This window comes from Marinobacter nanhaiticus D15-8W (genome assembly GCF_036511935.1).
In the GTDB taxonomy this organism is placed as follows: Bacteria; Pseudomonadota; Gammaproteobacteria; order Pseudomonadales; family Oleiphilaceae; genus Marinobacter_A; species Marinobacter_A nanhaiticus.
Genome location: NZ_AP028878.1, coordinates 1,695,312 through 1,717,587, shown reverse-complemented (window position 1 = coordinate 1,717,587; position 22,276 = coordinate 1,695,312). Strand labels below are relative to the sequence as shown.

At 59.3% G+C, this 22,276-nt stretch carries 24 protein-coding genes; 14 read left to right on the top strand and 10 right to left on the bottom strand.

Annotation, left to right across the window (positions count from 1 at the left end; translation table 11 throughout):
* Position 1: 1 nt before the first annotated feature.
* Positions 2–955 (bottom strand): HlyD family secretion protein, encoded by a 954-nt coding sequence (locus RE428_RS07805; RefSeq protein ID WP_004581433.1) that lies wholly within the window; start codon positions 953–955, stop codon positions 2–4.
* 2 nt (positions 956–957) lie between these two features.
* Entirely contained in the window at positions 958–1,302 is a 345-nt protein-coding gene (locus RE428_RS07800) for a DUF3302 domain-containing protein (protein ID WP_004581432.1), read from the bottom strand.
* Positions 1,303–1,563: 261 nt separating this feature from the next.
* Between RE428_RS07800 and RE428_RS07795 the strand changes: the two genes are divergently transcribed.
* The 10 genes from RE428_RS07795 (at position 1,564) to RE428_RS07750 (ending at position 13,572) form a co-directional block, all read left to right on the top strand.
* The gene (locus RE428_RS07795) at positions 1,564–2,514 is read left to right on the top strand and encodes a ribose-phosphate diphosphokinase (RefSeq protein WP_004581431.1); all 951 of its coding nucleotides are present in this window, start codon (positions 1,564–1,566) and stop codon (positions 2,512–2,514) included.
* A 609-nt stretch (positions 2,515–3,123) separates the two neighbouring features.
* On the top strand, positions 3,124–4,578 hold the full coding sequence (locus tag RE428_RS07790) for a catalase (RefSeq protein ID WP_004581430.1): 1,455 nt from the start codon (positions 3,124–3,126) through the stop codon (positions 4,576–4,578).
* Positions 4,579–4,722: 144 nt separating this feature from the next.
* Positions 4,723–5,523: an Fpg/Nei family DNA glycosylase gene (locus tag RE428_RS07785; protein ID WP_004581429.1), complete on the top strand. Its 801-nt coding sequence runs from the start codon at positions 4,723–4,725 to the stop codon at positions 5,521–5,523.
* Positions 5,524–5,753: 230 nt separating this feature from the next.
* On the top strand, positions 5,754–6,539 hold the full coding sequence (locus tag RE428_RS07780) for a PIG-L deacetylase family protein (RefSeq protein WP_004581428.1): 786 nt from the start codon (positions 5,754–5,756) through the stop codon (positions 6,537–6,539).
* 67 nt (positions 6,540–6,606) lie between these two features.
* Positions 6,607–8,862, top strand: a complete 2,256-nt coding sequence (locus RE428_RS07775; RefSeq protein WP_004581427.1) for an HAD-IIB family hydrolase — start codon at positions 6,607–6,609, stop codon at positions 8,860–8,862.
* Position 8,863: 1 nt separating this feature from the next.
* A complete protein-coding gene (locus RE428_RS07770) occupies positions 8,864–10,105 on the top strand; it encodes a glycosyltransferase family protein (RefSeq protein WP_004581426.1) in 1,242 nt (413 codons plus the stop codon).
* Positions 10,102–11,007 carry a glycosyltransferase family 2 protein gene (locus tag RE428_RS07765; RefSeq protein ID WP_004581425.1) on the top strand — a complete coding sequence of 302 codons (906 nt, stop codon included), beginning with the start codon at positions 10,102–10,104 and terminating at the stop codon, positions 11,005–11,007. The genes RE428_RS07770 and RE428_RS07765 overlap by 4 nt, the downstream gene beginning before the upstream one ends.
* Positions 11,004–11,606: an SAM-dependent methyltransferase gene (locus tag RE428_RS07760; protein ID WP_004581424.1), complete on the top strand. Its 603-nt coding sequence runs from the start codon at positions 11,004–11,006 to the stop codon at positions 11,604–11,606. Before RE428_RS07765 ends, RE428_RS07760 begins: the two co-directional genes overlap by 4 nt.
* A gap of 2 nt (positions 11,607–11,608) precedes the next feature.
* A complete protein-coding gene (locus tag RE428_RS07755) occupies positions 11,609–12,628 on the top strand; it encodes a hypothetical protein (RefSeq protein ID WP_004581423.1) in 1,020 nt (339 codons plus the stop codon).
* A gap of 161 nt (positions 12,629–12,789) precedes the next feature.
* The gene (locus RE428_RS07750) at positions 12,790–13,572 is read left to right on the top strand and encodes a crotonase/enoyl-CoA hydratase family protein (RefSeq protein ID WP_004581422.1); all 783 of its coding nucleotides are present in this window, start codon (positions 12,790–12,792) and stop codon (positions 13,570–13,572) included.
* Between the two features lie 7 nt (positions 13,573–13,579).
* Here RE428_RS07750 and RE428_RS07745 read toward each other — a convergent pair whose 3' ends face one another.
* From RE428_RS07745 to RE428_RS07735, 3 genes are all read right to left on the bottom strand, one after another.
* Positions 13,580–13,888 carry a hypothetical protein gene (locus RE428_RS07745; RefSeq protein ID WP_004581421.1) on the bottom strand — a complete coding sequence of 103 codons (309 nt, stop codon included), beginning with the start codon at positions 13,886–13,888 and terminating at the stop codon, positions 13,580–13,582.
* A gap of 26 nt (positions 13,889–13,914) precedes the next feature.
* Entirely contained in the window at positions 13,915–14,943 is a 1,029-nt protein-coding gene (locus RE428_RS07740) for an alpha/beta fold hydrolase (protein ID WP_004581420.1), read from the bottom strand.
* Positions 14,944–15,080: 137 nt separating this feature from the next.
* Entirely contained in the window at positions 15,081–15,344 is a 264-nt protein-coding gene (locus RE428_RS07735) for a hypothetical protein (RefSeq protein WP_004581419.1), read from the bottom strand.
* A 108-nt stretch (positions 15,345–15,452) separates the two neighbouring features.
* Between RE428_RS07735 and RE428_RS07730 the strand changes: the two genes are divergently transcribed.
* On the top strand, positions 15,453–16,376 hold the full coding sequence (locus RE428_RS07730; protein WP_004581418.1) for a LysR family transcriptional regulator: 924 nt from the start codon (positions 15,453–15,455) through the stop codon (positions 16,374–16,376).
* A 12-nt stretch (positions 16,377–16,388) separates the two neighbouring features.
* Here RE428_RS07730 and RE428_RS07725 read toward each other — a convergent pair whose 3' ends face one another.
* The gene (locus RE428_RS07725; protein WP_004581417.1) at positions 16,389–17,786 is read right to left on the bottom strand and encodes a DHA2 family efflux MFS transporter permease subunit; all 1,398 of its coding nucleotides are present in this window, start codon (positions 17,784–17,786) and stop codon (positions 16,389–16,391) included.
* Between the two features lie 347 nt (positions 17,787–18,133).
* On the opposite strand from RE428_RS07725, the gene RE428_RS07720 reads away from it, so the two are divergent.
* From RE428_RS07720 to RE428_RS07710, 3 genes are all read left to right on the top strand, one after another.
* Complete coding sequence (locus RE428_RS07720; protein ID WP_040882571.1) at positions 18,134–18,670, top strand: YgjV family protein; 537 nt, start codon at positions 18,134–18,136, stop codon at positions 18,668–18,670.
* Positions 18,671–18,784: 114 nt separating this feature from the next.
* On the top strand, positions 18,785–19,153 hold the full coding sequence (locus RE428_RS07715; RefSeq protein ID WP_004581415.1) for an ArsR/SmtB family transcription factor: 369 nt from the start codon (positions 18,785–18,787) through the stop codon (positions 19,151–19,153).
* Positions 19,150–19,683: an SRPBCC family protein gene (locus tag RE428_RS07710; protein ID WP_004581414.1), complete on the top strand. Its 534-nt coding sequence runs from the start codon at positions 19,150–19,152 to the stop codon at positions 19,681–19,683. Before RE428_RS07715 ends, RE428_RS07710 begins: the two co-directional genes overlap by 4 nt.
* A gap of 136 nt (positions 19,684–19,819) precedes the next feature.
* On the opposite strand, the gene RE428_RS07705 is transcribed toward RE428_RS07710, so the two are convergent.
* The 4 genes from RE428_RS07705 to RE428_RS07690 all read right to left on the bottom strand — a co-directional run bounded on the left by RE428_RS07705 (position 19,820) and on the right by RE428_RS07690 (position 22,267).
* The gene (locus tag RE428_RS07705) at positions 19,820–20,332 is read right to left on the bottom strand and encodes a DUF2243 domain-containing protein (RefSeq protein ID WP_004581413.1); all 513 of its coding nucleotides are present in this window, start codon (positions 20,330–20,332) and stop codon (positions 19,820–19,822) included.
* A gap of 78 nt (positions 20,333–20,410) precedes the next feature.
* Positions 20,411–20,980: a DUF421 domain-containing protein gene (locus RE428_RS07700; protein ID WP_004581412.1), complete on the bottom strand. Its 570-nt coding sequence runs from the start codon at positions 20,978–20,980 to the stop codon at positions 20,411–20,413.
* A gap of 240 nt (positions 20,981–21,220) precedes the next feature.
* On the bottom strand, positions 21,221–21,616 hold the full coding sequence (locus tag RE428_RS07695) for an SRPBCC family protein (protein WP_004581411.1): 396 nt from the start codon (positions 21,614–21,616) through the stop codon (positions 21,221–21,223).
* A gap of 24 nt (positions 21,617–21,640) precedes the next feature.
* Positions 21,641–22,267, bottom strand: coding sequence for a LysE family translocator (locus RE428_RS07690; RefSeq protein WP_040883332.1), 627 nt, complete (start codon positions 22,265–22,267; stop codon positions 21,641–21,643).
* Positions 22,268–22,276 lie beyond the last annotated feature (9 nt).

Below are 22,276 nucleotides of genomic sequence, written 5' to 3'. Positions count from 1 at the left end.
CTCAATGGAAAGGAAAGACATAGTTCATCCACGCCGACATCCGCAGCAGGATCTTGCGCATGATGGCTACGTGGTGAAAATGGTCGCTGTAGAGGGCCATTTGGCCGTAGGCGCCGCCCGGGAGTTGCTGACGGTACTTGTCGAAGGCTGGGTCGGTAATGCGTACCGCAACCGGGATACGGCCCGGCGGGGCGACGTCGATGGCCAGCGTCCCTGACGGCTGGAGTTGTCCCTCGGCCAGGATGGGCACTACGATTTCAACCTCCCCACGGAAGACCTGGCCGGGAATGCCATCGAAGGCCACCTCGGCCTCATCGCCCTGCTCCAGCCGCAGCAGGCTGTTTTGCCTGAACCAGCCGGTAAACAAATCTGCCTCCTGGTGCACGAATACCATAGAGGGCCGCAATGGAAGACTGACCGCGCGCATACCAGGTCTCAGGAAGACCTGGGAGACATAGCCGCGCGTGGGCGCCCGGACAATTGTTTCGTCCAGATTGTACTGAGCCGCAATCATCTGACTTGTCAGGTCATCGTAGCGAGCCTGGGCCAGATCCTGGTCCCTTTTGGGGCCGGCCCCTCGCTGCGCCAGCTGGGTTGCCCGGTCGAGATCCATCCTGGCGGATTTCAGTTGGGCCTCGAGGGAATCTACAACCGCCTGGTAAGGCGTCGGATCCATCCGAAAGAGTACATCCCCCTTCTCGAGCAACGCGTTCGGTCTCGCTTCGACACTGACCACGCGCCCTGACACGCTAGGGATAATCGGCGTCGTTAGTTCGTACTTGCGCGCGCGTTCCGAATAGGGATGGTTGTAGTTCATCAGCATGATCAATGCGCCGATCAGCACCACGCCGCCCAGGACCGCGGTGGGAACAGTCCACTTGTTCAACGGCACCCGGAACACCTTGAAGATCACCACGCAAATGGCGGCATAGGTGAGGATCAGCAGCAAATCCATGCTCAGGCCCCCGGTTCGTTCGTGGAACGATCGCTCTCGTAACGATCCAGCCGTTTCTTGAGTTCGGCGACCTGGGCTTCCAGGCTCGCCAGATGCTCATGGTCGGAGCGCCCGTCCTTGAAACCCCACCCACGATCGGGGCGATAAAGTGTTGCCCAGATCCACAGGAAGGGCCAGAGGATATGCAGCGTCAGCAGGCTGATCCACCCCGTCACATGGATTGCGTCCTGATGGGGATGACCGCGCTTCTTGGCGATCTCATAGGGAATGTCGTGAATGGCGATGATGCCGTAGAACAGTACGATCACCACAAACACGAGCATGAACAGCGCCACGTAGTCGAGCATGGGTCCGAATCCTCTTCGGGGCCGATCACGTCTTTACCTGAAGTAATCTCGAGACAGAAGCGCTTTCTCTGTAGGAAGCACGTTCTGGTATAACACGTTCTGGTATAAAGAGTAGCACCATTACTGAATTGCGCAGCGGCGGGCGTCACCGGTTATGGACCGTTTTTCATCGCTAGTGCGCTTATCTATAACTCGTTTATTTACAAACCCGTGAGTTGCGTAGCATCGTGACGGCACGCCCATCGAAAACAAGGAGAGGATATGGAAAGCCAGCCGCTGCTGTTTGCCCTGGAAGGAAGCGAACACCTGGGCCAGGATGTCGCCGATGCTCTTGGTATCCAGTTGAGCGAACACGAGCTCCGGGAGTTCGAGGACGGCGAGCATAAAACCCGTCCGTTGCAGAGCGTTCGCGGCCGGGATGTCTTTATCCTGCATACGCTGTTTGGCGACGAAGGTCATAACGTCAACGACAAGCTGATGCGGCTGCTGTTCTTTGTCGCGACGGTCAAGGACGCTGGCGCCCACCACGTTACCGCCCTGCTCCCCTATCTCGCCTACGCGCGCAAAGACCGGCGCACCAAGGAGCACGATCCGATCACGACACGCTACGTCGCCCAATTGCTGGAATCCATGGGGACCGACTGCGTGGCTGCACTGGAGGTGCATAACCAGGCGGCATTCGACAACGCGTTCCGCTGCCGGACAATGCATCTCGAAGCGCACCATCTGTTCGTCGATAGAATCCGCGAGCACATCGGCGAAGAGCCCGTCGTGGTGGTCTCCCCGGACGCTGGCGGGACCAAACGCGCAGACCGTTTCCGTGACGCCTGGGCCGAGGCTACCGGCGAGACGCCCCCGACGGCTTTCCTGGAGAAGCACCGGAGCGAGGGCGAGGTTTACGGAGATGCCGTGGTGGGGGATATGACTGACCGCGTGGCCATCGTCATCGACGACATGGTCTCTGGCGGGACGACGCTGCTACGCGCAGTGGAGGCCTGCAGGAACAAGGGTGCGACAGCGGTTTATGGCGTCATTACCCATGCCTTGTTCCGCCCCGGTTCGGAGAAGCTCTACGATACGGACGTTATGGACCAGCTCTTCGTCACAGACAGTGTCAAACCCCAACGCGAGGCCGAAGATGGCAGCAAGGTGACGGTGGTACCCGTGGCTGAACTGTTCGCCGATGCCGTACGGGAACTGCACGGGTTCTAGAATAAACTCGACCTCCTGGCGGGAGCGATCAACAAGCGGCCGACGACTCTCCAAGTGTCCTCTGTCCACGCCGCAAATAACCCCGTGTAATCTCCCGCCAGGGTTTACGATGATCCTCCCGCTCCAGGGTAAGCATACCCAAATAGACCCCGGCGCCAGTTCGGAACTGATCTGCACATCGACTTCACAGTTGCGCACGCGGCTTCTCGGGAGCCGCAGCCCAGAACGTCATATGCGAGAGGCTTTTTTAGTTTGTAGATGAATTCCCTCCGGTGCGGCATCAGCAAACTTAAATCTTCTCCATGAATAGCTGGGGCGAGCTCACCCTTGATGGGCCCGGAACAGGCCCAATCCCCGCCAGACCTGGAGTCCAACAGTATAGAAAAGCTATTGAGAGGGTCCTGCGAAAGGCACAGCCTATCGGGCCTATTGATTGACTGACGCTCGCTCTGATCTGAGGATTGTGAGGCTTAACGTTGAATTAAGCGCGATTATTCCGCCAGGCAGTTTCTCGTTCATCCAGGACGACCGGGGCTCGCTAAAACGCCTCGATGATGACCGGGTACGTGTTGGACATCGCTTCAAAGTGAAGACAAGGGAGACCTCACGATGAGCAGTAATAACAAACCGACAACGACCGATGCCGGTATACCGGTAGCAAGCGACGAGCACTCGCTCTCCATCGGCCCGGACGGCCCCCTACTGTTGCACGATCATTACCTGATCGAACAAATGGCCAACTTCAACCGGGAACGCATTCCCGAGCGCCAGCCTCACGCCAAGGGCGGTGGTGCCTTCGGCCACTTCGAAGTTACCGAAGACGTCAGCAAGTACACGAAGGCGGCCGTATTCCAGCCCGGTACCAAGACCGATGTGGTGATTCGCTTCTCAACAGTGGCAGGCGAACGCGGCAGCCCCGATACGTGGCGCGACCCGCGCGGTTTTTCGATCAAGTTCTATACCAGCGAAGGCAACTACGACATGGTCGGCAATAACACGCCGGTCTTCTTCGTTCGTGATCCGATGAAGTTCCAGCACTTCATCCGCTCCCAGAAACGCCGCGCCGACAACCACTTGCGTGACCACGACATGCAGTGGGATTTCTGGACCCTATCCCCGGAATCTGCGCACCAGGTGACGTGGCTGATGGGGGATCGTGGCATTCCCAAGACGTGGCGCCATATGAATGGCTACTCCAGCCACACCTACATGTGGACCAACGCCGAGGGCGAAAAATTCTGGGTCAAGTACCACTTCAAGACCGACCAGGGCATTGAGTGCCTGACCCAGGAGGACGCCGATCGCATCTGTGGTGAGGACAACGACTACCACACCCGCGACCTGTATGAGTCCATCGAGCGTGGCGAATATCCGAGCTGGACGCTGTATATGCAGATCATGCCGTTCAAGGACGCGGAAACCTATCGCATCAATCCGTTCGACCTGACCAAGGTCTGGCCGCACGGTGACTATCCGCTGATCAAGGTCGGCAAGCTGACCCTGGACCGGAATCCGACTGACTACCATGCCGAGATCGAGCAGGCGGCCTTCGAGCCGAACAATCTCGTACCCGGGATCGGGATCAGTCCGGACAAGATGCTGATCGGCCGTGTCTTCTCCTATGCGGATGCGCACCGGGCTCGCCTTGGGGTCAACTACAAGCAGATTCCGGTCAACCAGCCTGTCGCGCCGGTGCACAGTTACAGCAAGGACGGCGCCATGCGGATCAACAAGGTCTCTGATCCGGTCTATGCGCCCAACTCCAAGGGTGGCCCATCCGCCGATGGCGAGCGCTATCCGACCGATTCCACCTGGCATACCAGTGGAGACATGGTCCGCGCCGCCTACACCCTGCGGGAAGGCGACGACGATTACAGCCAGGCCCGCGACATGATCAACAAGGTCATGGACCAGGCCGCTCGTGATCGGCTGGTCAGCAACGTCGTCGGCCATGTGTCCGGGGGCGTCAAGGAGCCCGTGCTGTCTCGCGTCTTCGAGTATTGGAAGAACATCGACCCGGAAATCGGTGCCCGGATTGAGAAAGGCGTGAAAGAAGGCATGTAAGGCTTTTCCATCGGTTGGAATAGCCACAGACCAAGAGCCCGCAACGGTTCCGCCGGTGCGGGCTCTTTTGGTTCGTCGTATCAAGATGTGGAAGAATGGCTCCCAATGCCATTTCCAGACGACAAACTGCAAGGAGGGTCAGCCATGCCCGAACTGCCTGACGTCGAAGCATTCAAACGGTACATCGATTCCACTGCCCTTCACCAATCCATACGTCGCGTGACGGTTCCGGCGCCCAAGGTCCTTGGCGATCTCAGCAAGCGTAAACTGGCCCAAGCGGTTTCCGGCCATACCTTTACCAAAAGCTACCGATGGGGGAAGCATCTCTTTCTCGCCCTCGACAGCGGCCAATGGCTCGCGTTGCACTTCGGTATGACCAGCCGCCCCCGGTACGGCTGTAAAGACAGCTTGGACAAGAGTCCTGACGCTGCCTACGACGCTGTTCGTTTTTTCTTCGATAACGAGTACGCACTAGCTTTCAACTCTCGACGGAAGCTCGGGCACATCCGCCTTATCGACGACCCCGAGCACTATGGCCAGGGACGAAAGCTTGGGCCGGATGCTCTGGAACTGGGAAAAGACGAGTTTGTAGACATTGCCCGCAAGGCACGGGGCGGTCTGAAATCCTTTCTGATGAACCAGAAACACCTGAGTGGCCTTGGTAATGAAACCAGTGACGAGATCCTGTTCCAGGCACGTTGGCACCCCAGCGCAGAACTCAGGGCACTGGATCACGAGCAGTATCGAAAACTCTACGAGACAATGCACAGGGTGCTGAAGGCCGATTTGGATGCCAACGCCGACCAGGACCGCATGCCCGACTGGTTTATCCTTCCACGCCGACACGAGGGCGAGCCCTGCCCACGATGTAAAAGTGCCCTCCGCAAGATCAAGGCCAGCGGTCGCTCTGCTTATATCTGTCCCAGGTGCCAACCCGAGCCTTGAGCCGGGAATGCGCAGCCTTCAAAGCCGTTCATACTTAAGGTTTGGTAAGCCGTCTGTCGTCCGACGCAAGGAGGCCTTATCCCGAACGTGGTAAATGTTCTTTCCATTAAACGGGTTACATCCTGTCTGAAACTTAACCCCACATATCGCGGCAAACGACAACATAACCTATGTGAGTGAGGTTACTGGAGAACAACTCGTATCTTTCGTCACAGGAGGCTACGGAATCGATGAACCAGATCGCATGCGTGGATAGCGCATCATGCTCGAACTTCTCCCAGACCAGACCCGTACTCGTCGATGACGCATTGAATGCTATTGCCATTGAAGACCTGGGGCCGGTCCTTGTCGCATCGCCACACCCGGACGATGAGTCGCTGGGGTGCGGTGGCCTGATCGCCCGTTGTGCCGACTTGTCGATACCGGTGACTGTACTGGCCATGACCAGCGGCGACGCATCGCACCCTGGCAATCGGGTATGGCGTCGCGAACTGGCTACGATTCGCAAACGCGAGCAGCGAAATGCGTTAAAAACGCTTGGATTGGAACGGCCGGATGTTCTCGCGCTGGAATTACCGGATGGACATCTGGATAAGATCACCGGCCAGATGCGCGACCGCATCGTCGAGCTGATCCGGGACACCCTGCAATCCCGTGCTGTTCGAAGCGTTTTCGTACCCGCGGTCGATGACTGTCACAACGACCATCGTGAAACCGCCCGGCTCATGGCGGAAGTGCTCGGGCAATGCCCCGTCGAGTACGTGTTCAGCTACCAAATCTGGCCGCCGGAGCAACGGCCAACGCACGTCGAGGCGAATGAACAGCCATACCGACATGACATCCGCGACCTTCTGTCGTTGAAGCGAAATGCCGTACACGAACATCAGTCACAGCTCGGTGGATTGAAGACCGCTCAACGCGAGGGCTTTCAGATGCCGGCGGTGCTGTTGGAGGAAAAGCTCAAAAACCAGGAAATTTACGCGTTAGTTCGCGACCTACCCGCATGGAGTATATAAAACGCGCAGATTGTGATGTTCACCGCGTTGAAAGAGGACCTGCGGCGCAGCATGGACAAGGAACGATATGGACAAGGACATCACCAGAGCCCATCCCTTCTTGGATCTTTCTGACAACGACATACTGACGGACAGCAAGGCGCCAGGCTCCCGATCCGGCGTGGTCATGCACATCGCACTGCAGGGATGTTTGCGGGGGGGCGACATCCCCTACGGCCTGACCGCCGACACCGGAGGCCACATCCGCTACCTGCTCGAACTGGTCGAGGCTCTGTCGCGAAGGCCCGAAGTCGAGCACCAGATCATCGTTACCCGAGCTTTCGACGATCCCAAGCTGGGTGCCGAGTACACCGCCGCGGAAGAGTCCCTGGGGCCCAACGTCACGCTCTGGCGCTGCCCGGGCCAGACCAGCGACTACCTTGCCAAGGAAGCACTCTGGAGCGAGCTACCGGCGCTGACGGAAGCCTTGGTGGACCGTATGCGCGAGCAAGGCATCCGCCCTGACCTGGTACATGCCCATTATGCCGATGCGGGCATCATGGCCTACCAGCTCAAACGCAGATTGGGCATACCTTACGTGTTCACTGCCCATTCACTGGGGGCGTCAAAGCTACAGCATGCGTCTCCGGACAAGCCAATCAGCAGGACCCTAAGGCGTCGCATCCGTTACGAGGAGCTGGCCGTGCGCGGTGCGTCCAGCATGATTGCCAGCTCCGAGCACGAGGCAAAGTTCCAGTACGGACTTTACCGTTGCCACGACCTAAACCGGACGAAGGTCAATCCGCCCGGCTGTGACCTGCAGAATTTCAGTCGACCGGCGCCTCAAAGTACGACCCACGAGGTGGATACCCTGCTTAAGCGCTTCCTGCGCGAGCCCGAGTTGCCGTGCCTCCTGGCCATAGCGCGTCCGGTCGCGAAAAAGAACCTGAAGGCATTGATCAAAGCCTACGGCGAAAACCCGGAGTTACGGCAGAAGGCCAATCTCGTCCTTATCGCTGGTACCCGTTCCCGGATCGAAGCCTGTGAACCCGAGGCCCAGCAGGTCTGGCTCGAGATGCTGCAGCTGATCGACGACTACGATCTTTACGGCCACGTCGCCTACCCGAAGCAGCACGAACTCCGTCAGATTCCCGCAATCTATCAATGGGCGGCGCAACGCAAGGGTGTTTTCGTAAACCCGGCGCTCAACGAGCCATTCGGACTGACCCTGCTCGAAGCGGCTGCTGCCGGCCTCCCGGTCGTGGCCACACAGGAAGGCGGCCCCATCGATATCGTCCGTCGTTGCGGGCATGGTCTCGTGGTTCCGCCGACCGATACCAGGGCCATTGCTGAGGGCTGCCGGCAAATCCTGTTCGATGATGTCGGCTGGCAGCGTCTGAGCGCCCGCGGGCGCAAAAATGTCGCGTTCTACAGCTGGTCCCGGCATGCCCGGCAATATGTGATGGAAACGGGGCTGGTGACGCGGGATTCGCTCCCCGTCCTCGGACACGAGCGCCCCACTCGGATCCTCGCTTCCGACATGGATGGCACACTTCTTGGCGACCATCGAGGCCTGGAACGCCTCAAGCAGTGGCTGGCGCAAAACCGAGAATGCCTGTTTGTCGTCGCCACGGGCCGCGCTGTAGATGAGGCACTTGGTGAGCTTAACGCCTGGTCCGCTCCGCTGCCCGATTTCCTGATCGCGGACGTGGGGTCGTCAATCTACCGGATCGATCCCCAAGGCCGCCCCCACCCGGTCCAGGCCTGGCAAGACAAACTCGATCAGGATTGGGACAGGCGCGCATGCGAGCAGGTACTTAGCCCGTTACCAGGGCTCCGGCTACAGCCAGCACACACGCAGTCAGCCTACAAACTGAGCTATTTCACAGATGACTCAGGCGCGTCCAAAGATAGCCTCATCGTCAAAGCGAAGCAGTGCCTGGCAGGTGCAGGTCTGGAAGCGCGGGTTGTCCATTCCCATGGCCACTTGCTGGATATCCTCCCGGTAGCGAGCGGCAAGGCCCGGGCCGTGGACTTTATCCGCCAGCATGCGGGAATAGCCCGCCGCCGGGTTGTCGCCGCAGGAGATTCCGGCAATGACGAGGACATGCTCCGTTACGCCGCATTGGGGATCGTCGTGGCGAACCATAGCGGTGAGCTTAACGACCTGAAGGGCTACGAACACATTTTCTGGGCCCGCTCATCCTGCGCCGCCGGCATTCTGGAAGGCCTGAACTCCGTCGACACGTCTACGGGACGCCAACTCAACGACAACAATCAACGCCATACGCCGCTTGAAATCGACATCAATGGAAACGCAGCGGGTATGGAGGCAGGTGCATAACATGACGTCACATCACGTTCTCCCCGACAACACGTTCTCCCAGCGGCCTGTGGGTTACTTCGTACACCACCATGGCCATGGTCACGCCAAACGCTGTCTGGCCATCACCCAGCAGTTGGCCCCTCGGCCGGTGACCATCTTTTGTGCCAAACCGGAGATCTTCCCGGACCCGCCGGATAACGCCGAGATCGTCCGGATACCGGATTTCCATGGAAAGCAGGCGCGCTCGGAACAGTTGCACAACCAACCTGCCTGCGTGGCGCTGGATTGCGCCCCCGTAGGCGTGTCCGCCATTCGCGGGACCGGCGGCATCATCGCCTCTTGGCTTGCCAGTGAAGATCCTGCCCTGTTCGTGGTGGACGTTTCAGCCGAGCTGGCGCTGCTGGGACGCATCTGCAGCGTACCGGTGGTTAAAGTCCGCATGCACGGGGACCGCGAAGACCAGGCCCACCAAGCCGCTTATTCGGCATGCGCGGCGATGCTGGCCCCCTACGACGAAGCGCTGGAACAAGCGGATTGGCCACCTCACCTGCGCAAGCGCACGTTCTATACCGGCGGGCTGATCGATACCCGTGAGTCAGTTCCAGACCGATCCGAAGCACGGGAACGCCTGGGGCTTTCGCAAGATCAGCAAATCTTCGTCGTCGTCGCCGGCAACGGTGGCGCCGGCATTCCGATCGCGCCTGTAACCCTGGCGGCGCGGGCCTATCCCGATGCACTCTGGCTTACGGTCGGTAAAACCGTGCGCTACGGCCACGAAACGGATTTCTCCAACGTGATCGATGTAGGCTGGGTCGACAACGTCAACGATTACCTGGCCGCCGCGGATGTCGTCATTGCCACGCCAGGTGACACCCTGACCCACGAAATTGCCCGGGTGGGCCGGCCGCTGATCTGTATTCCCGAATGGTGCTACTACGACGAACAGGCCTGTAAGGCCGAGGCCCTGGCCGCCCGGAACTACGCAGCCTATTCGCCGACCTGGCCCGCCAGTTTCGCCCAGTGGCGACGCCTGGTCGACCAGGCCAACACCTGCGACATCGAGGGCCAACGCCAACTGGTCGATGAGCATGCTGCACGCCGCGCAGGTGACTATCTGGAAGGTTTGATACGCGACCTATGGCTCGACAGCCGTCCCGACGAACTGTCGGAAGATCAGCATCCGGGCCTCTATCGGGCCATTCCGGCGTCCGCCGCCCTGTCCCCCGGCGAGTACGAAGAAACCGTGCAGGACCCCGAATGACGTCCAACACAGATACCGGGGCACGTGGCACTAAAGCCAGCGTGCTCACACTGGTTCGGGGCCGCCAGGCCCACCTCGACGCGCTGATAGACGGCCTGACCAGGCAGACGGAGCCGGCCTTCGAGTTGATCATCGCGAGCATGCAGCCTGAACCCCCGCGGATATCAGCCGAGGTCCCGTTCCCGGTCAGGGTCGTCACTGTTCCGGGCGAGAGAATGCCCCTGGCCGCGGCCAGGAACGCGGCTGCACGGGCGGCAGATACCGAGCGGCTGATCTTCCTCGACGTGGACTGCATACCGGGCCCCGAGCTGGTGGGCCAGTATATCCGCCAGCTCGATGCATCCGGCCGTTGCCTGCTTGGCGAGGTTCGCTATCTCCCGGGCACCTGCTCCACCGAAGATATCAAGGCGAGCACCTTTGCCGATTTGGCCGGCTTTGCCGTGCAGCACCCAGCCCGCCCCAGCCTGGAGAGCGATGGCTGGATCGACGAACCCGAACACCGGGCACTCTGGGGGCTTTCGTTCGCCCTGACCAAGGACCAATACTTCAGCGCTGGCGGCATGGACGAACTCTACGTCGGTTATGGCGGCGAAGAAACCGACTTTGCCGAGCGATTGGCCGCAAACGGCACACGGCTAGCCTGGTGCTCAGATGCCCTGGCCCTGCACCAATACCACACGGTGTATACACCGCCGCTGGATAGATTCGACGACATTATCGAGAACGCCACCCGTTTTCGTGCCACCTGGGGCAGTTGGTGTCTCGAATACTGGCTGGACTACTTCGCCCGCTACGGCCTCGTTCGATGGGCACTGGATGCCGACAGGATCGAGATTTTAAGACGCCCAACACCGCAAGAGGTAGAAGCCTCTCGCCAAGGACCGGAGATTGCCTTCGCATGAGAACATCCCATACCTTTGATTCCTCCCCGGATACGTCGCCTGAATTCTTCGAGAGCTTGTACCGTCAGTCCGAAGACCCCTGGGATTTCCGTAACTCCGCCTACGAACGCTATCGCTATAGCGATATCGTCGACGGCATCAGCGACCGTCAATACGCAGCGGCCTTTGAACCGGCCTGCGCCATTGGCGAGTTGACCGCCTTGCTCGCACCGCATTGTGATTCGTTGATTGCCATGGACTGTTCTGCAGCCGCCATCGAGAGCGCAAAGCGTCGCTGCAGCGGTTTCGACCATGTGGAAGTGCACGAGGGCAACCTGCCAGGCGACCTTCCCGGGCAAACCTTTGACCTGATTGTCTTCTCGGAGCTGGGCTACTACTTCACCCCGGACGAACTCGCACTGCTTGTGGCCCGGTTATGGACGCGCCTGGAACCGGGCGGGCGGTTGATTGCCTGCCATTGGCTGGGATTCTCCGCGGACCATCGCCTCCACGGATCCGAGGTGCACGCAACGATGGACCAGGTGATCCGCGTACCCGATGACTTCGACATCAGCAATCCGGGCTACGCCCTAAAACGCTGGACCAAGCCGGAGGGGTAACCATGGACGATTCCGAACTCCACGGCCTGCTCTCAGATCTGCCAGGCTCCCCCACTGCCAAACAATACCGGAACCTGGCCCGGGCACTATTGCCCTATATCCAGGCCCATGTTCCCCCCATGGGAGAGGGCCGTAGCCTGGCGCGCCTTCAATTCCTTATCGAGGTCGCAAGGCGCGATCTGGGCCTCGCCCGCATACTGGAAGGCCATCTCGACGCCACGCAGATTCTCCACGAGGCCGAACGCACAGCGGAACCCGGGGCACTCTATGGGGTCTGGGCTTCCGGAGGACCGGACGATACCACGCACTTCATGCAATCGGAGGCCATAGGCGCGCGAGACGCGCTTTCAGGTAGCAAACCATTCTGCAGTGGTTCTGACATCGTTGACCGCGCCCTGGTCTATGTCTATCCCAACGAGCAACTGGTGGACGTCGATATGCAAGCCGCCTCGGCGGAACATCGGCTCCGCTTCGAAAGGGGGCAATGGAAAGCACAGGCGTTTTCCGAAACCCATACCTGGACGGTCACCTTTGATCAGCTACCGATTGGGCCAGAACAGAAAGTCGGCGAGCAAAAGTGGTACTTCGAACGGCCCGGTTTCTGTCTCGGCACCCTGGCGCCGGCCGCATGCTGGGCGGGCGGGGCGAGCGGCCTGGTCGACCACGTACGCCAGAGAACCTTGAAGGGCGGTCACGCGAAAGCCCACCTGGGAGCGATAGTCGCAGCCAGCCAGAGCAACGTGGCAATGCTGGAATGGGGTGCAACGCGGATAGACACGGATCCCGCCAATGAACAGGGCCATATGTTTGCGACGGCGTTGCTGGTGCGCCATCTCATTGAACGCAACTGTACCGAAGTCCTCGATCGCTTCGGACGTGCATTGGGGCCGCGTCCCTTTGCCTTCGATGAGGTGAACGCACGGCGGACGACGGAGCTTCAGCTTTACATTCGCCAGTGCCACGCCGAGAGCGACCTGGAAGAACTTGGCACCCACTTGGCGGCGCACCCGAATTTTCCCTGAGAGCTCTGTAAGGTCTGGTGCCCCCTTTGGCGAATCCGTTGATCTCCTGCCCATTCACCAAATGGGACGCCTGCCTTCTCGCGCCGGTCTGAATTTGTGCGAAACTTATCGCCTGTGAGAAGTTGAACCACAAAATAAGAACAGATCCAGGGAGAGAGTATGTGAACGAATCACTGGTCATCACAGCAGCCGACGGCCCGGTCTGCACGATCACGATCAACCGCCCGGACAAACGCAACGCCGTCGATCGCCCCACCGCCCGGGCCCTTCGCCAGGCCTTCGAAGACTTCGAAGCCAACGATACCCTTAAAGTCGCCATACTGACCGGTAATGGCGGCAACTTCTGCGCCGGGGCCGACCTGACCGCCATGGCCGATCCCGATCTGCGCAACGAAATCGAACCCCAGGGCACGGGCCCCGGCCCTATGGGCCCCAGTCGGCTATGGTTGGACAAACCGGTCATCGCCGCCGTAAACGGTTACGCGGTTGCCGGCGGCCTGGAACTGGCCTTGATGTGTGACATGCGAATCGCGGGAGAGTCCGCTGTCTTCGGCGTATTTTGCCGACGTTGGGGCGTACCGCTGATTGACGGCGGCACGGTGCGCCTTCCCCGTATTGTTGGCCAGGGCCATGCCATGGATATGATCCTGACCGGACGCCCGGTTCAGGCAGACGAGGCTTTACGTATTGGACTGGCTAACCGGGTGGTTCCCGACCACGAATCCCTCGAGACAGCCCAGGCGCTGGCCGCGGAAATCGCCCAATTCCCCCAGCAATGTCTGCGCGCAGACCGCCGCTCAGCCTATCGTCAATGGGATCTGGAGCTGGACCAGGCGTTGATCGAGGAAGGCGCCGACGGCTATCCGATCGTCTTCGAGGAAGCGATCCAGGGCGCGCATCGGTTCGCCAAGGGTGCCGGACGTCACGGCAAGTTCGGGGAGTAGAAATCGACTACTTGCGTTGCCGGGCTCTTTCCTGGCGCATGGCCTTGCGCTCCTGCTTGTTGGGTACGTGCTCGCGGATGGAGAGCACGTCCTTGAGTTCGGCGTAGGCCTGCTTCCATTCCGGCTGGTCCTTGAACCGGATCGTCCGGGCCCTTGCCCCGGGCCGGTTGAGTGCCGCATCGCCCGGGATAGCGGCGGTCTCGGCGCACTTCAGCAGCGCCGACCGCCGATTCATCAGCGAACCGGTATGCATCTGTTCCAGCTTCGCCCTGGAAACGATGGGAACCGGATGCGGCTTATGTTCCGTGTCGGCCATACACCTTCCAATCACGCCCTTTCCGGTTAGGGTAGCGCCTTGGCGAATACCGTCTTGAAGCGATCGAACGCTTCGATGTGCGGCAGGTGTCCGAGGTCTTCCAACTCGTAAAGCTGGATGTCCTCATTGCGTGCACGGATGGCACGGCCGAGTTGGTCGTAACGCCCCAACTCATACTCGACGCCCTCTTTCTTCCAATTGCGGCCTGGGCCGGTGCGGTCCCGGGTACCGAGGATCAGCGCTGCCGGCACATTGAAATCATCGTATTCCTCGACCACAGGCTGGGTGAAGATCATGTCGTAGGTCAGCGCACTGACATAGGCCAGATCGTTCCAGTCCGGGCCCTGGACCCAGCCTACCAGCGGCTCGGTCAGTGCGGCATAGTCTTCATTCCAGTCACCGGCGTAGTAGTTCTTCCGCTGGTAAGCCTTGATCTTGTCGGCTGATTGCTTGAGTTCGTTCTGGTAGAAAAAGCCCACGTCCTTGTACTGGACGAAATGCAGGTAATTCTCCAAGCCGATGGGATTAACCAGGATGAGCTTTCGGGTGGCATCCGGGTAGTTCAGGGCAAAACGCGAAGCCAGCATGCCACCCATCGAGTGGCCTACGATCACGGCGTTGTCGATGTCCAGCGATTTCATCAGCTCCCGCGTATTATTGGCGAGTACGGGGAAAGAATATTGATAGCCGGTCGGCTTGGATGACTTGCCGAACCCGATCTGGTCCGGCATCAACACGCCGTAACCCTGTTTCTGAAGGAACTGCGCTGTCCGCTCCCAATAGGCCCCGTTGAAATTCTTGCCATGCAACAGGGTAACTACCGGCTTGTCGCCCTTGGGCGGCAAGTACATGTAGGCCATTTCCAGTTCCTGGTCCTGGGAGTCGAAACTGAAGGTTTTCACATCGAACGGGTAGTCATAACCGGACAAGCGCTTGTCGTAGGAAAGATCTTCTGTCGAGGACTGGGCGCTGCGTTCTTCTTCGGCAAAAACCGGGCTCGCGAGCCCAAGAGCCAAGAAAGCAATGCAACCAATGCGAGGCAAGAGATAACGCACGGGGAAACTCCTTTTTCTGGTTTCGCATTCATGGATTTCGCATTCGTGGACCTAAAGTCCCGAAACGAATGTTTGGATGGAGTCCCAAGAGCAGAGTTCCCCGCGTTGTATGACAAACCCTTTTATGACAGTACCCTTTAAGCCCGCCAGAACGGTTTACCGGCCTCCTCCGCCAACGTCCCCATCGGCAGGCCGACATCTTTCTCAGCCAGGTAGGTGTCCATCTCTCGTAGCTGACGGCGCAGACGGGACCGGCTCCGGTAACGCCTGGCCCACTCGCGCAGTATCGCCCCGATCCTCGTCCGAAAATCGCCCCGGCGGTTTACCTGCGACTCTAAATGACAAGCCTCGAACGGCGGGATAAACACCGTTTGTTTCTCCGATGACGCTGCATTGTGCATAACACCTTCCTCCATAAAAGACGAATTGAGCCAGGCCTGTGATTGCCATTAGACTGCTCTGATAACGGCACATCCATCAGTCATTCATGAAGGCGGCGTTCGTAAAACATGAACATCAAACTCGACAAGCTCCGCTCCTTCGTCCTCGTGGCCGACGAAGGCAACCTGACCCGGGCAGCCAACCGTCGCCACACCACACCGTCGGCAGTCAGTGAGCACTTGCGTCAGTTGGAGGATCACTTTGGTGTGTCGCTATTCGAGCGTTCAGCCCGGGGCATGTCGCTCACACCCGAAGGCCGCAAGCTGGTGGTGCCGGCGCGGCAGGCACTGCTGCAGGTAGCGGAGCTGGATGAAATCGCACGTACCCTGCGCTGCGAGAAGCCGTCACGGTTGTTCCTCGGCCTGAATGCGCCGCCCGAGTACCTGAAGGTGGATCAGCTGCTGCGGCAGGTTGCGCGGCATATACCGGAAGTATCACTGGAACTGGGCACCAGCGCGTCCTATCTTATTGCCGAGCAAGTGCGCGCAGGCAAGATGGACCTGGGGTTCGTTTACGGGGATGTGCTCGATGAGCAGATCCAGAACATTCGTCTGTCGCCCATCCGGATCTGTATCGTCGGACCCATGGAAGGCGGCCTCGATACGATACCCGACGATACGAAGGCCCTGCAGCGCCTACCCTGGATCTGGCCTTCCTGCAGTTGCCCTTTCGATCGCCTGATGCCGGAAATTATCGGCTGCACCCGTGACGAAGCGAACACAGTCAGCACATCGGAAGACGAGCACACGACCCTGTCGATGATCCGTGCCGGTATCGGCTACGGCATCCTTGAGTACGAGCTGGCCAGGCATTGGGCCGACCGGGGCAGTGTTCGGCTCTACGATAAACCGGACAGCGCGATTAACCTGAACCTGCTGGTCCGCCGCGACCAGCTCACACGCGCACCGGTGGCCTCCATGGTCGAACTGGTCAAGCAGCTCTGGGCAAGGGAGAGCGAGGACGTGGTTGCGCCGGAAAACACGATTGGGTGAGAGCGGCCTGTTCTAGTCCGCCAGTCGCTCCTGGGGCTGATGTGACTGGCGCTGAAGCACCATGGCTGTCGCAAGGGTCATGAGGGAAAGCAGCCCCAGCGCGGCGAAAGCGCAAATATAGGATTCGGTCGTCGACAGGATGTTGACCTGTTGCAGGACAATCACGACGGCCACCGCGCCTATTGCGCCCCCTACGCGCTGGACGATATTCACCAGCGTGGTGGCGTCCCCCATTTCATCGGTATGCGCGACTGAGTATGCAGCCGCTACAGCCGGCATTTGTGCCAGTGCCAACCCGGCGCCCCGTGCCAGCAGGGCCGCCGCCAAAACACCATCGGAAAGCGCAGTCGGAAACAGGAAGGGAATGGTACTGACCAGCAGCAGCCCGGCGCCGGTCAGGGAAACCGGACCGGCGCCAAGGCGGTCGGCCAGCGAACCTGCCACCGGCAAGGCTACCGCGCTCCCTAACCCCATGACCAGGAGCCAAATGCCGGTCGCACCCGGCTCCAGCCCCACCACGATCTGCAGGTAAAGCGGCAACAACAACAGGCCACCGTACATATTGGCGCCGGTGAAACCGGTGATCACCGTTGCCGCGGCAAAACGCCTCATTCCCAACAGATGAAGATGGATCAGTGGATGACGGGCATTCATCGTGCGCAGGACAAACGACCCTACGAGAAACGCCCCCAGCGTCCCCGCCACGATTGCCATCGAGCCGAGACCGGCAGCACCGATTTCCGTCGCGCCATAAAGCAGCAAGGGAAGTCCCAGGCTAAGCATCAGCAGCCCGGCAATATCCAGTATTCGCTCGGGATCTTCCCGCCCTTCCGGAACCAAGCGGATAGCCATGAGCAACGCCGCGATACCAAAGGGAACGTTGATCCAGAATAGCCAGCGCCACGACGCCACATCCAGCAGGAAGCCGCCAGCCGCCGGTCCAATCGCCGGCCCCAACGCAATGACCAGGCCGAGGAATCCCATGATCCGCCCCAACTGACGACTCCCCGCCACGGCGCCAATCACCGCCTGGCCGGCAGGTACCATGAGGCCACCGGCCAATCCCTGTAGTAGGCGCGCGGCGATAAGCATTCCGGGACTCGCAGCCACCGCGCAGAAAGCGGAGGCCATGACAAAGAGGGCCAGGCTCACCGCCCAGATCCGACCGTAGCCGAAACGGCCACCTAACCAGGCCGCTGCCGGCAGGGACACGGCCAGTGCCCCGAGGTAACCGGTGCTGACCCACTGGACGACAGGAAGCGTGGTGGCAAAGTCGGCGCGAATGGATTCAAGCGCGAGGTTGGCCACAGTGGAATCGAGCATAGCCATAAAGGCACCTGCCCCCGTGACCGCAGCGATACCCCAGGTACGCCCCGAAATCGGTGGGTTCACGTGCGCTTGCCTGTCCATTGCTAGCTCCTGCGGCACTGCCAGCGGTTGAAAAGCGGCCTCTCGGAATTGAAGAACGTGGCGGTAATTATTTGAAGCTAGTCGGTTAAGGGCCGTCTTGCATTAACACTGGATGTTACTTCGATGATGGTTTGCGGAAGACAGTGTCGCTAGCGGTAGCGTATGACGGGTGATACATGGAAAAACATCGTCGATACAACTCTGTATCCTGTACCAAACGTCAACGGAGCATGATGTTGCTATCGGTTTCGCCATATTTTTAGATGGTGGCCCAAAAACTTAGAATCCATTGACTACCGATATCTATCGAACCCTTCGACCTTCCGTCGAATAGCCGGAGCTCACCTATCGTTTCCCTATTTGAGAGCTACAGCGCGTGGGCCGGCCAGTTCTTTGGCCTGCTTTCCCTGATCCTTTGCGTGCTGGCCTTTTCCAGCAAGCAGGACGACCGACTGCTGGTACTGCTGCTCTCCGCTAATGTGGCATTCGCCCTGCAATTCCTGTTCTTTGAAAGTTGGACGGCGGCGGCGCTGACCGTGCTGGTTATTGTCCGCATTGCCCTAGCAAGGCGCTATCCAGGCAGCAAGAAGGTCATGACGTTCGTGTTGGCTGCCAGCGGCGCGGCGGCAGCGCTGACCTGGCAGGGTTGGGCGGACCTGCCGGCTATCGTGGCCATGGTGCTGGGCACGATGGGCATGTTCCTGCTCAGGGGCATCCCGCTGCGCACCTGCCTGGGACTGGCGGCAGTAGCGTGGATGCTCAGCCACATCCTGGTGGGCTCGGTCGGAGGGACGTTGGCCGAAGCACTCGTGCTCTTCACCAACGCGGTTACCATCTATCGCATCCATCGTGACAAGCAACGGTATCCGGAAGCCGGCCACTGACGCCAGGGCTTTCCAGCGTATCCTCCCTTAATCGAGGTTTCGTTCTACAACCGCCACATCTTTTATTCAACAAACTGGTTGAATGAAGAGACGCACAGGTCTATATTCAACCATATGGTTAAATCAGAAACGACTCAGTTGAATACCGTCTTCCATGCACTCGGTGATGCGACGCGCCGCCAGATGTTGCTGGAGCTCGCCGATGGCGAACGCACCGTTGGCGAGCTTGCGAAGCCGTTCGAGATCTCACTCGCAGCAGCGTCGAAGCACATCAAGGTGCTGGAAAAAGCCGGGCTGATCCGTCGCGAGGTGCGTTGGCGCACGCATGTGTGCCACCTCGAGCCGGCACCGCTGGCAGGCGCCCACGAATGGCTGGGCTTCTATGAACGCTTCTGGACCGACCGACTGGATGCGCTCGAACGTCTCCTGCACAAGGAGGACGCAAGCCAGTCCCCTTACGACAAAGAAGGAGATGACCCATGAACGGAACCGTAACCCCCGACGCTTACGGCACGTTGATCGAGCCGACCACGCTGAAAATCCAGCGCCTGCTACCCGGCCCCATCGAGCGTGTCTGGGCCTATCTGACCGAGAGTGACCTGCGCAGCCAGTGGCTTGCTGCGGGCCAGATGGAGATGAAGGTTGGCTCCACCTTCGAGCTGGTCTGGCGTAACGACGAACTCACCGATCCTCCCGGCACGCGCCCACCGGGTCACTCCGAAGAACATCGGCTGGAGAGCCAGGTCACCGAACTCGACCCGCCCCACAAACTCGCGATCACCTGGGGCGGTACGGGTGGCGTCGCCTTCGAGCTGGAGCCGCAGGGAGACAAGGTATTACTCACAATCGTCCATCACCGTATTTCCGATCGCTCGACCTTGCTGGGTGTCAGCGCCGGATGGCATACCCATTTGGATATCCTTGTCGCTCGCCTGACCGATCAGAAACCGGAACCGTTATGGGACGAGTGGGTGCGGCTGAAAGTGGAATACGAGCAGCGCCTGCAGGTCTGATATGCACAAACCGCTGCACCCTGCCGTCGATTTGCACGGTGCGGCGGCGACCAAGGAGTAGCAGACCTAGGGGGCAGTCCATATAACGGCGGTTTGACATGGTCTGGGTTAGGCGGCACGACGAATATCCAGGAAACTAGCGTTTGACGGCGCCCGGTGGCGACTTCTCCAGACCAGATCGATAGAGGATCCAGCCACCGACCAGCATCGCCGCACCCCATACCAGGAAGCCGATATCCCAATAGATCCACTGGGATTGGGGCACGGTTTCGTTCACATGATGCAAGCCTAATATCTGGTGATTGATAAGCCCCTCAACCAGATTGAAGATGCCAAACCCCATCAATAGCGACCCGGCCAGGAGCTTGCCGGACCACCACAGATGCGCGCGGTGCGACGTCCGCCAAAGCAGGAGTAGCCCAACAAAGATAAAAACATAGGTGCTCGCGTGGAACAGGCCATCCCATAGCGTGTTTATTCTCAGATTCTCCATGCTGGTAATGGGATAACCCGCGCTTGTCAGCATGTGGTGCCATTGGAGAATCTGATGAAGGACTATGCCATCGAAGAAACCGCCGAGTCCCAAGCCAAAGAAGATTCCGGCAGAAGTGGGGAAAGTTCGATCCTTGTGTGCCTGGTTAGTCGCCATGGTCGGGATCCCTCCATCATCCATGCTATGAAGTCTGTGCAGCGTGGCACACTTCGGGGAGATGGCGTTTAACCTATCTTAATTCTCGCGCCTCGCCGTCGCTGCAGGACTAACCACGTGATCACGGGCTTCCATACCGCGGACGTCGACCAGGCTGGAGTTCTCCGGACGATCTGCACCTCGAACAACACTGAACGAGCCGTCTGTCTCCAAGACAACGGCCTGGACCGCGTTCAGATCGCTGATCCCCGCTGACCTGACGGCCGCGCGTACCTCACTTTTCGTGACCCGGGCACGGCGCAAAGCCGCCGAAACAAAATGGCCGCCGTGAAGAAGCAGTTGAGGTTCGCCCGTCACTATCTGCCTGACCCACCGGATGCGCACACTCGACCAGGTCACAACGAACTGCAGGGTTATTAAGAGCACGAACGCGCCAACACCCTCTGCCAGAGCAACACCATCGCTCAGAATGATCGAGGCAAGGGTCGACCCGAGGGAGACCGTGACAACCAAGTCAAACGCATTCATCTTCGCTAGCGTACGTTTACCTGAAATACGCAGGCACAGGATCAGGCTGATGTATGCGAGTATGCCAACAATCAGGATTCGAGCCAGTCCCTGCCAGCCATCGTAAAGAATGTTCTCCAAAATCCCCTCCTATTCTTTGGTTCATCGCGGATTAGCGTGACAGGGAGCCGGGAGTTCTCCGCACGAGTCGTAAGACCATGGGCACCTTCGGCGCCGGGCTGCCCATTCCCGGAATGCTTTCCGTTATACGGATTCCCGCTAAAGTGCGATGGACCTATTCTTTTCAGTTTGGCCAGGCAAATAACGACCAACTGGCGGTAGAGATGGGCAGCCGCGGAATCCCAGCGTAGCGGGAGGGTACTACTTCTCAAGCAACGTCTTCAGCGTCCTGAGATCGGTCTCGATCGCCAATCGGTCTTCCGCGAATTGCTCGTCGGTCATATCCGGTTGGCGAATCAGCGTGAAGAGAAATTCACTGCCCTCGCCATTGGGCACCACGCGCATCGGATTGTGAACGAGCACACCCGATGCGAGCTCTACATCGTGGTCCATGACACCAAAATTGTTCCGATCGGCAAACCGGATCTTGACCCTGCCGAAGGGTGCTTCGGCCACCCAGCCGTCAGGGCCTTGCGTCAATTGCGAACTGGCCAGACCGGCAGCCCATTGCGGGAGGTTGGCTGGGTTAGATGCGAAGGTGTAGACATCTTCTGGTCGGCGGGCGATGGAGATGCTGATATGTTGCACTTCATACATGGGGCATACCTCCTTTCCAGACGCCTATAGTTTTGCGCGCAGCAAATTTAAACCAAGCACCACATAGACGGCACCCACCGCTTTGCAAACGATTCGTCCCACTACACCGTCAGCACGGGCAGCCTTGGTAAAATAAGCGGCGAAGACCACTAGCATCAGACACCAAATCGTACCGCCCAGCACAAATAGGACACCCAGCAAGAGCAACCTCGCGCCGCCCTCGTTGATACCCGGCGCAACGAACTGAGGTAAGAAGGCGAGAAAGAACACGGCGACCTTCGGGTTCAACAGGTTGGTGAGAAAACCTTGCCAATAAATTTTTTGATAGCTTAGCGTTGCTACGGAAGACGTGTTGGGTGGCGCGTTGCCGCGTCGAAATGCCTGGATACCCAAATAGATGAGATACGCAGCGCCAATACACTTCACGACCGTGAAGGCCGCGGCCGATGTTGCCAGCAAAGTAGAGAGCCCGATGGAGGCAAGAAGTGTGTGAGCAAGCACACCGCTACCGATACCCAGAACCGACACCACTCCAGAAAGGCGCCCTTGGGTCGTTGTTCTGGCCAGAATGTAGACGGTGTCCGGGCCCGGGGTAACCCAGAGGACGAAACTGGCGCTCAGAAAAATCCATAGGTTGTGTGACTCCGGCATCCTGCCCTC

Coding starts and splice junctions, on each gene's coding strand:
- RE428_RS07730 (WP_004581418.1), top strand. CDS start 15,453: ATGAACATCAAACTCGACAAGCTCCGCTCCTTCGTCCTCGTGGCCGAC.
- RE428_RS07710 (WP_004581414.1), top strand. CDS start 19,150: ATGAACGGAACCGTAACCCCCGACGCTTACGGCACGTTGATCGAGCCG.
- RE428_RS07725 (WP_004581417.1), bottom strand. CDS start 17,786: ATGGACAGGCAAGCGCACGTGAACCCACCGATTTCGGGGCGTACCTGG.
- RE428_RS07755 (WP_004581423.1), top strand. CDS start 11,609: ATGGACGATTCCGAACTCCACGGCCTGCTCTCAGATCTGCCAGGCTCC.
- RE428_RS07780 (WP_004581428.1), top strand. CDS start 5,754: ATGAACCAGATCGCATGCGTGGATAGCGCATCATGCTCGAACTTCTCC.
- RE428_RS07795 (WP_004581431.1), top strand. CDS start 1,564: ATGGAAAGCCAGCCGCTGCTGTTTGCCCTGGAAGGAAGCGAACACCTG.
- RE428_RS07715 (WP_004581415.1), top strand. CDS start 18,785: ATGGTTAAATCAGAAACGACTCAGTTGAATACCGTCTTCCATGCACTC.
- RE428_RS07690 (WP_040883332.1), bottom strand. CDS start 22,267: ATGCCGGAGTCACACAACCTATGGATTTTTCTGAGCGCCAGTTTCGTC.
- RE428_RS07790 (WP_004581430.1), top strand. CDS start 3,124: ATGAGCAGTAATAACAAACCGACAACGACCGATGCCGGTATACCGGTA.
- RE428_RS07745 (WP_004581421.1), bottom strand. CDS start 13,888: ATGGCCGACACGGAACATAAGCCGCATCCGGTTCCCATCGTTTCCAGG.
- RE428_RS07770 (WP_004581426.1), top strand. CDS start 8,864: ATGACGTCACATCACGTTCTCCCCGACAACACGTTCTCCCAGCGGCCT.
- RE428_RS07705 (WP_004581413.1), bottom strand. CDS start 20,332: ATGGCGACTAACCAGGCACACAAGGATCGAACTTTCCCCACTTCTGCC.
- RE428_RS07785 (WP_004581429.1), top strand. CDS start 4,723: ATGCCCGAACTGCCTGACGTCGAAGCATTCAAACGGTACATCGATTCC.
- RE428_RS07765 (WP_004581425.1), top strand. CDS start 10,102: ATGACGTCCAACACAGATACCGGGGCACGTGGCACTAAAGCCAGCGTG.
- RE428_RS07805 (WP_004581433.1), bottom strand. CDS start 955: ATGGATTTGCTGCTGATCCTCACCTATGCCGCCATTTGCGTGGTGATC.
- RE428_RS07735 (WP_004581419.1), bottom strand. CDS start 15,344: ATGCACAATGCAGCGTCATCGGAGAAACAAACGGTGTTTATCCCGCCG.
- RE428_RS07800 (WP_004581432.1), bottom strand. CDS start 1,302: ATGCTCGACTACGTGGCGCTGTTCATGCTCGTGTTTGTGGTGATCGTA.
- RE428_RS07760 (WP_004581424.1), top strand. CDS start 11,004: ATGAGAACATCCCATACCTTTGATTCCTCCCCGGATACGTCGCCTGAA.
- RE428_RS07695 (WP_004581411.1), bottom strand. CDS start 21,616: ATGTATGAAGTGCAACATATCAGCATCTCCATCGCCCGCCGACCAGAA.
- RE428_RS07775 (WP_004581427.1), top strand. CDS start 6,607: ATGGACAAGGACATCACCAGAGCCCATCCCTTCTTGGATCTTTCTGAC.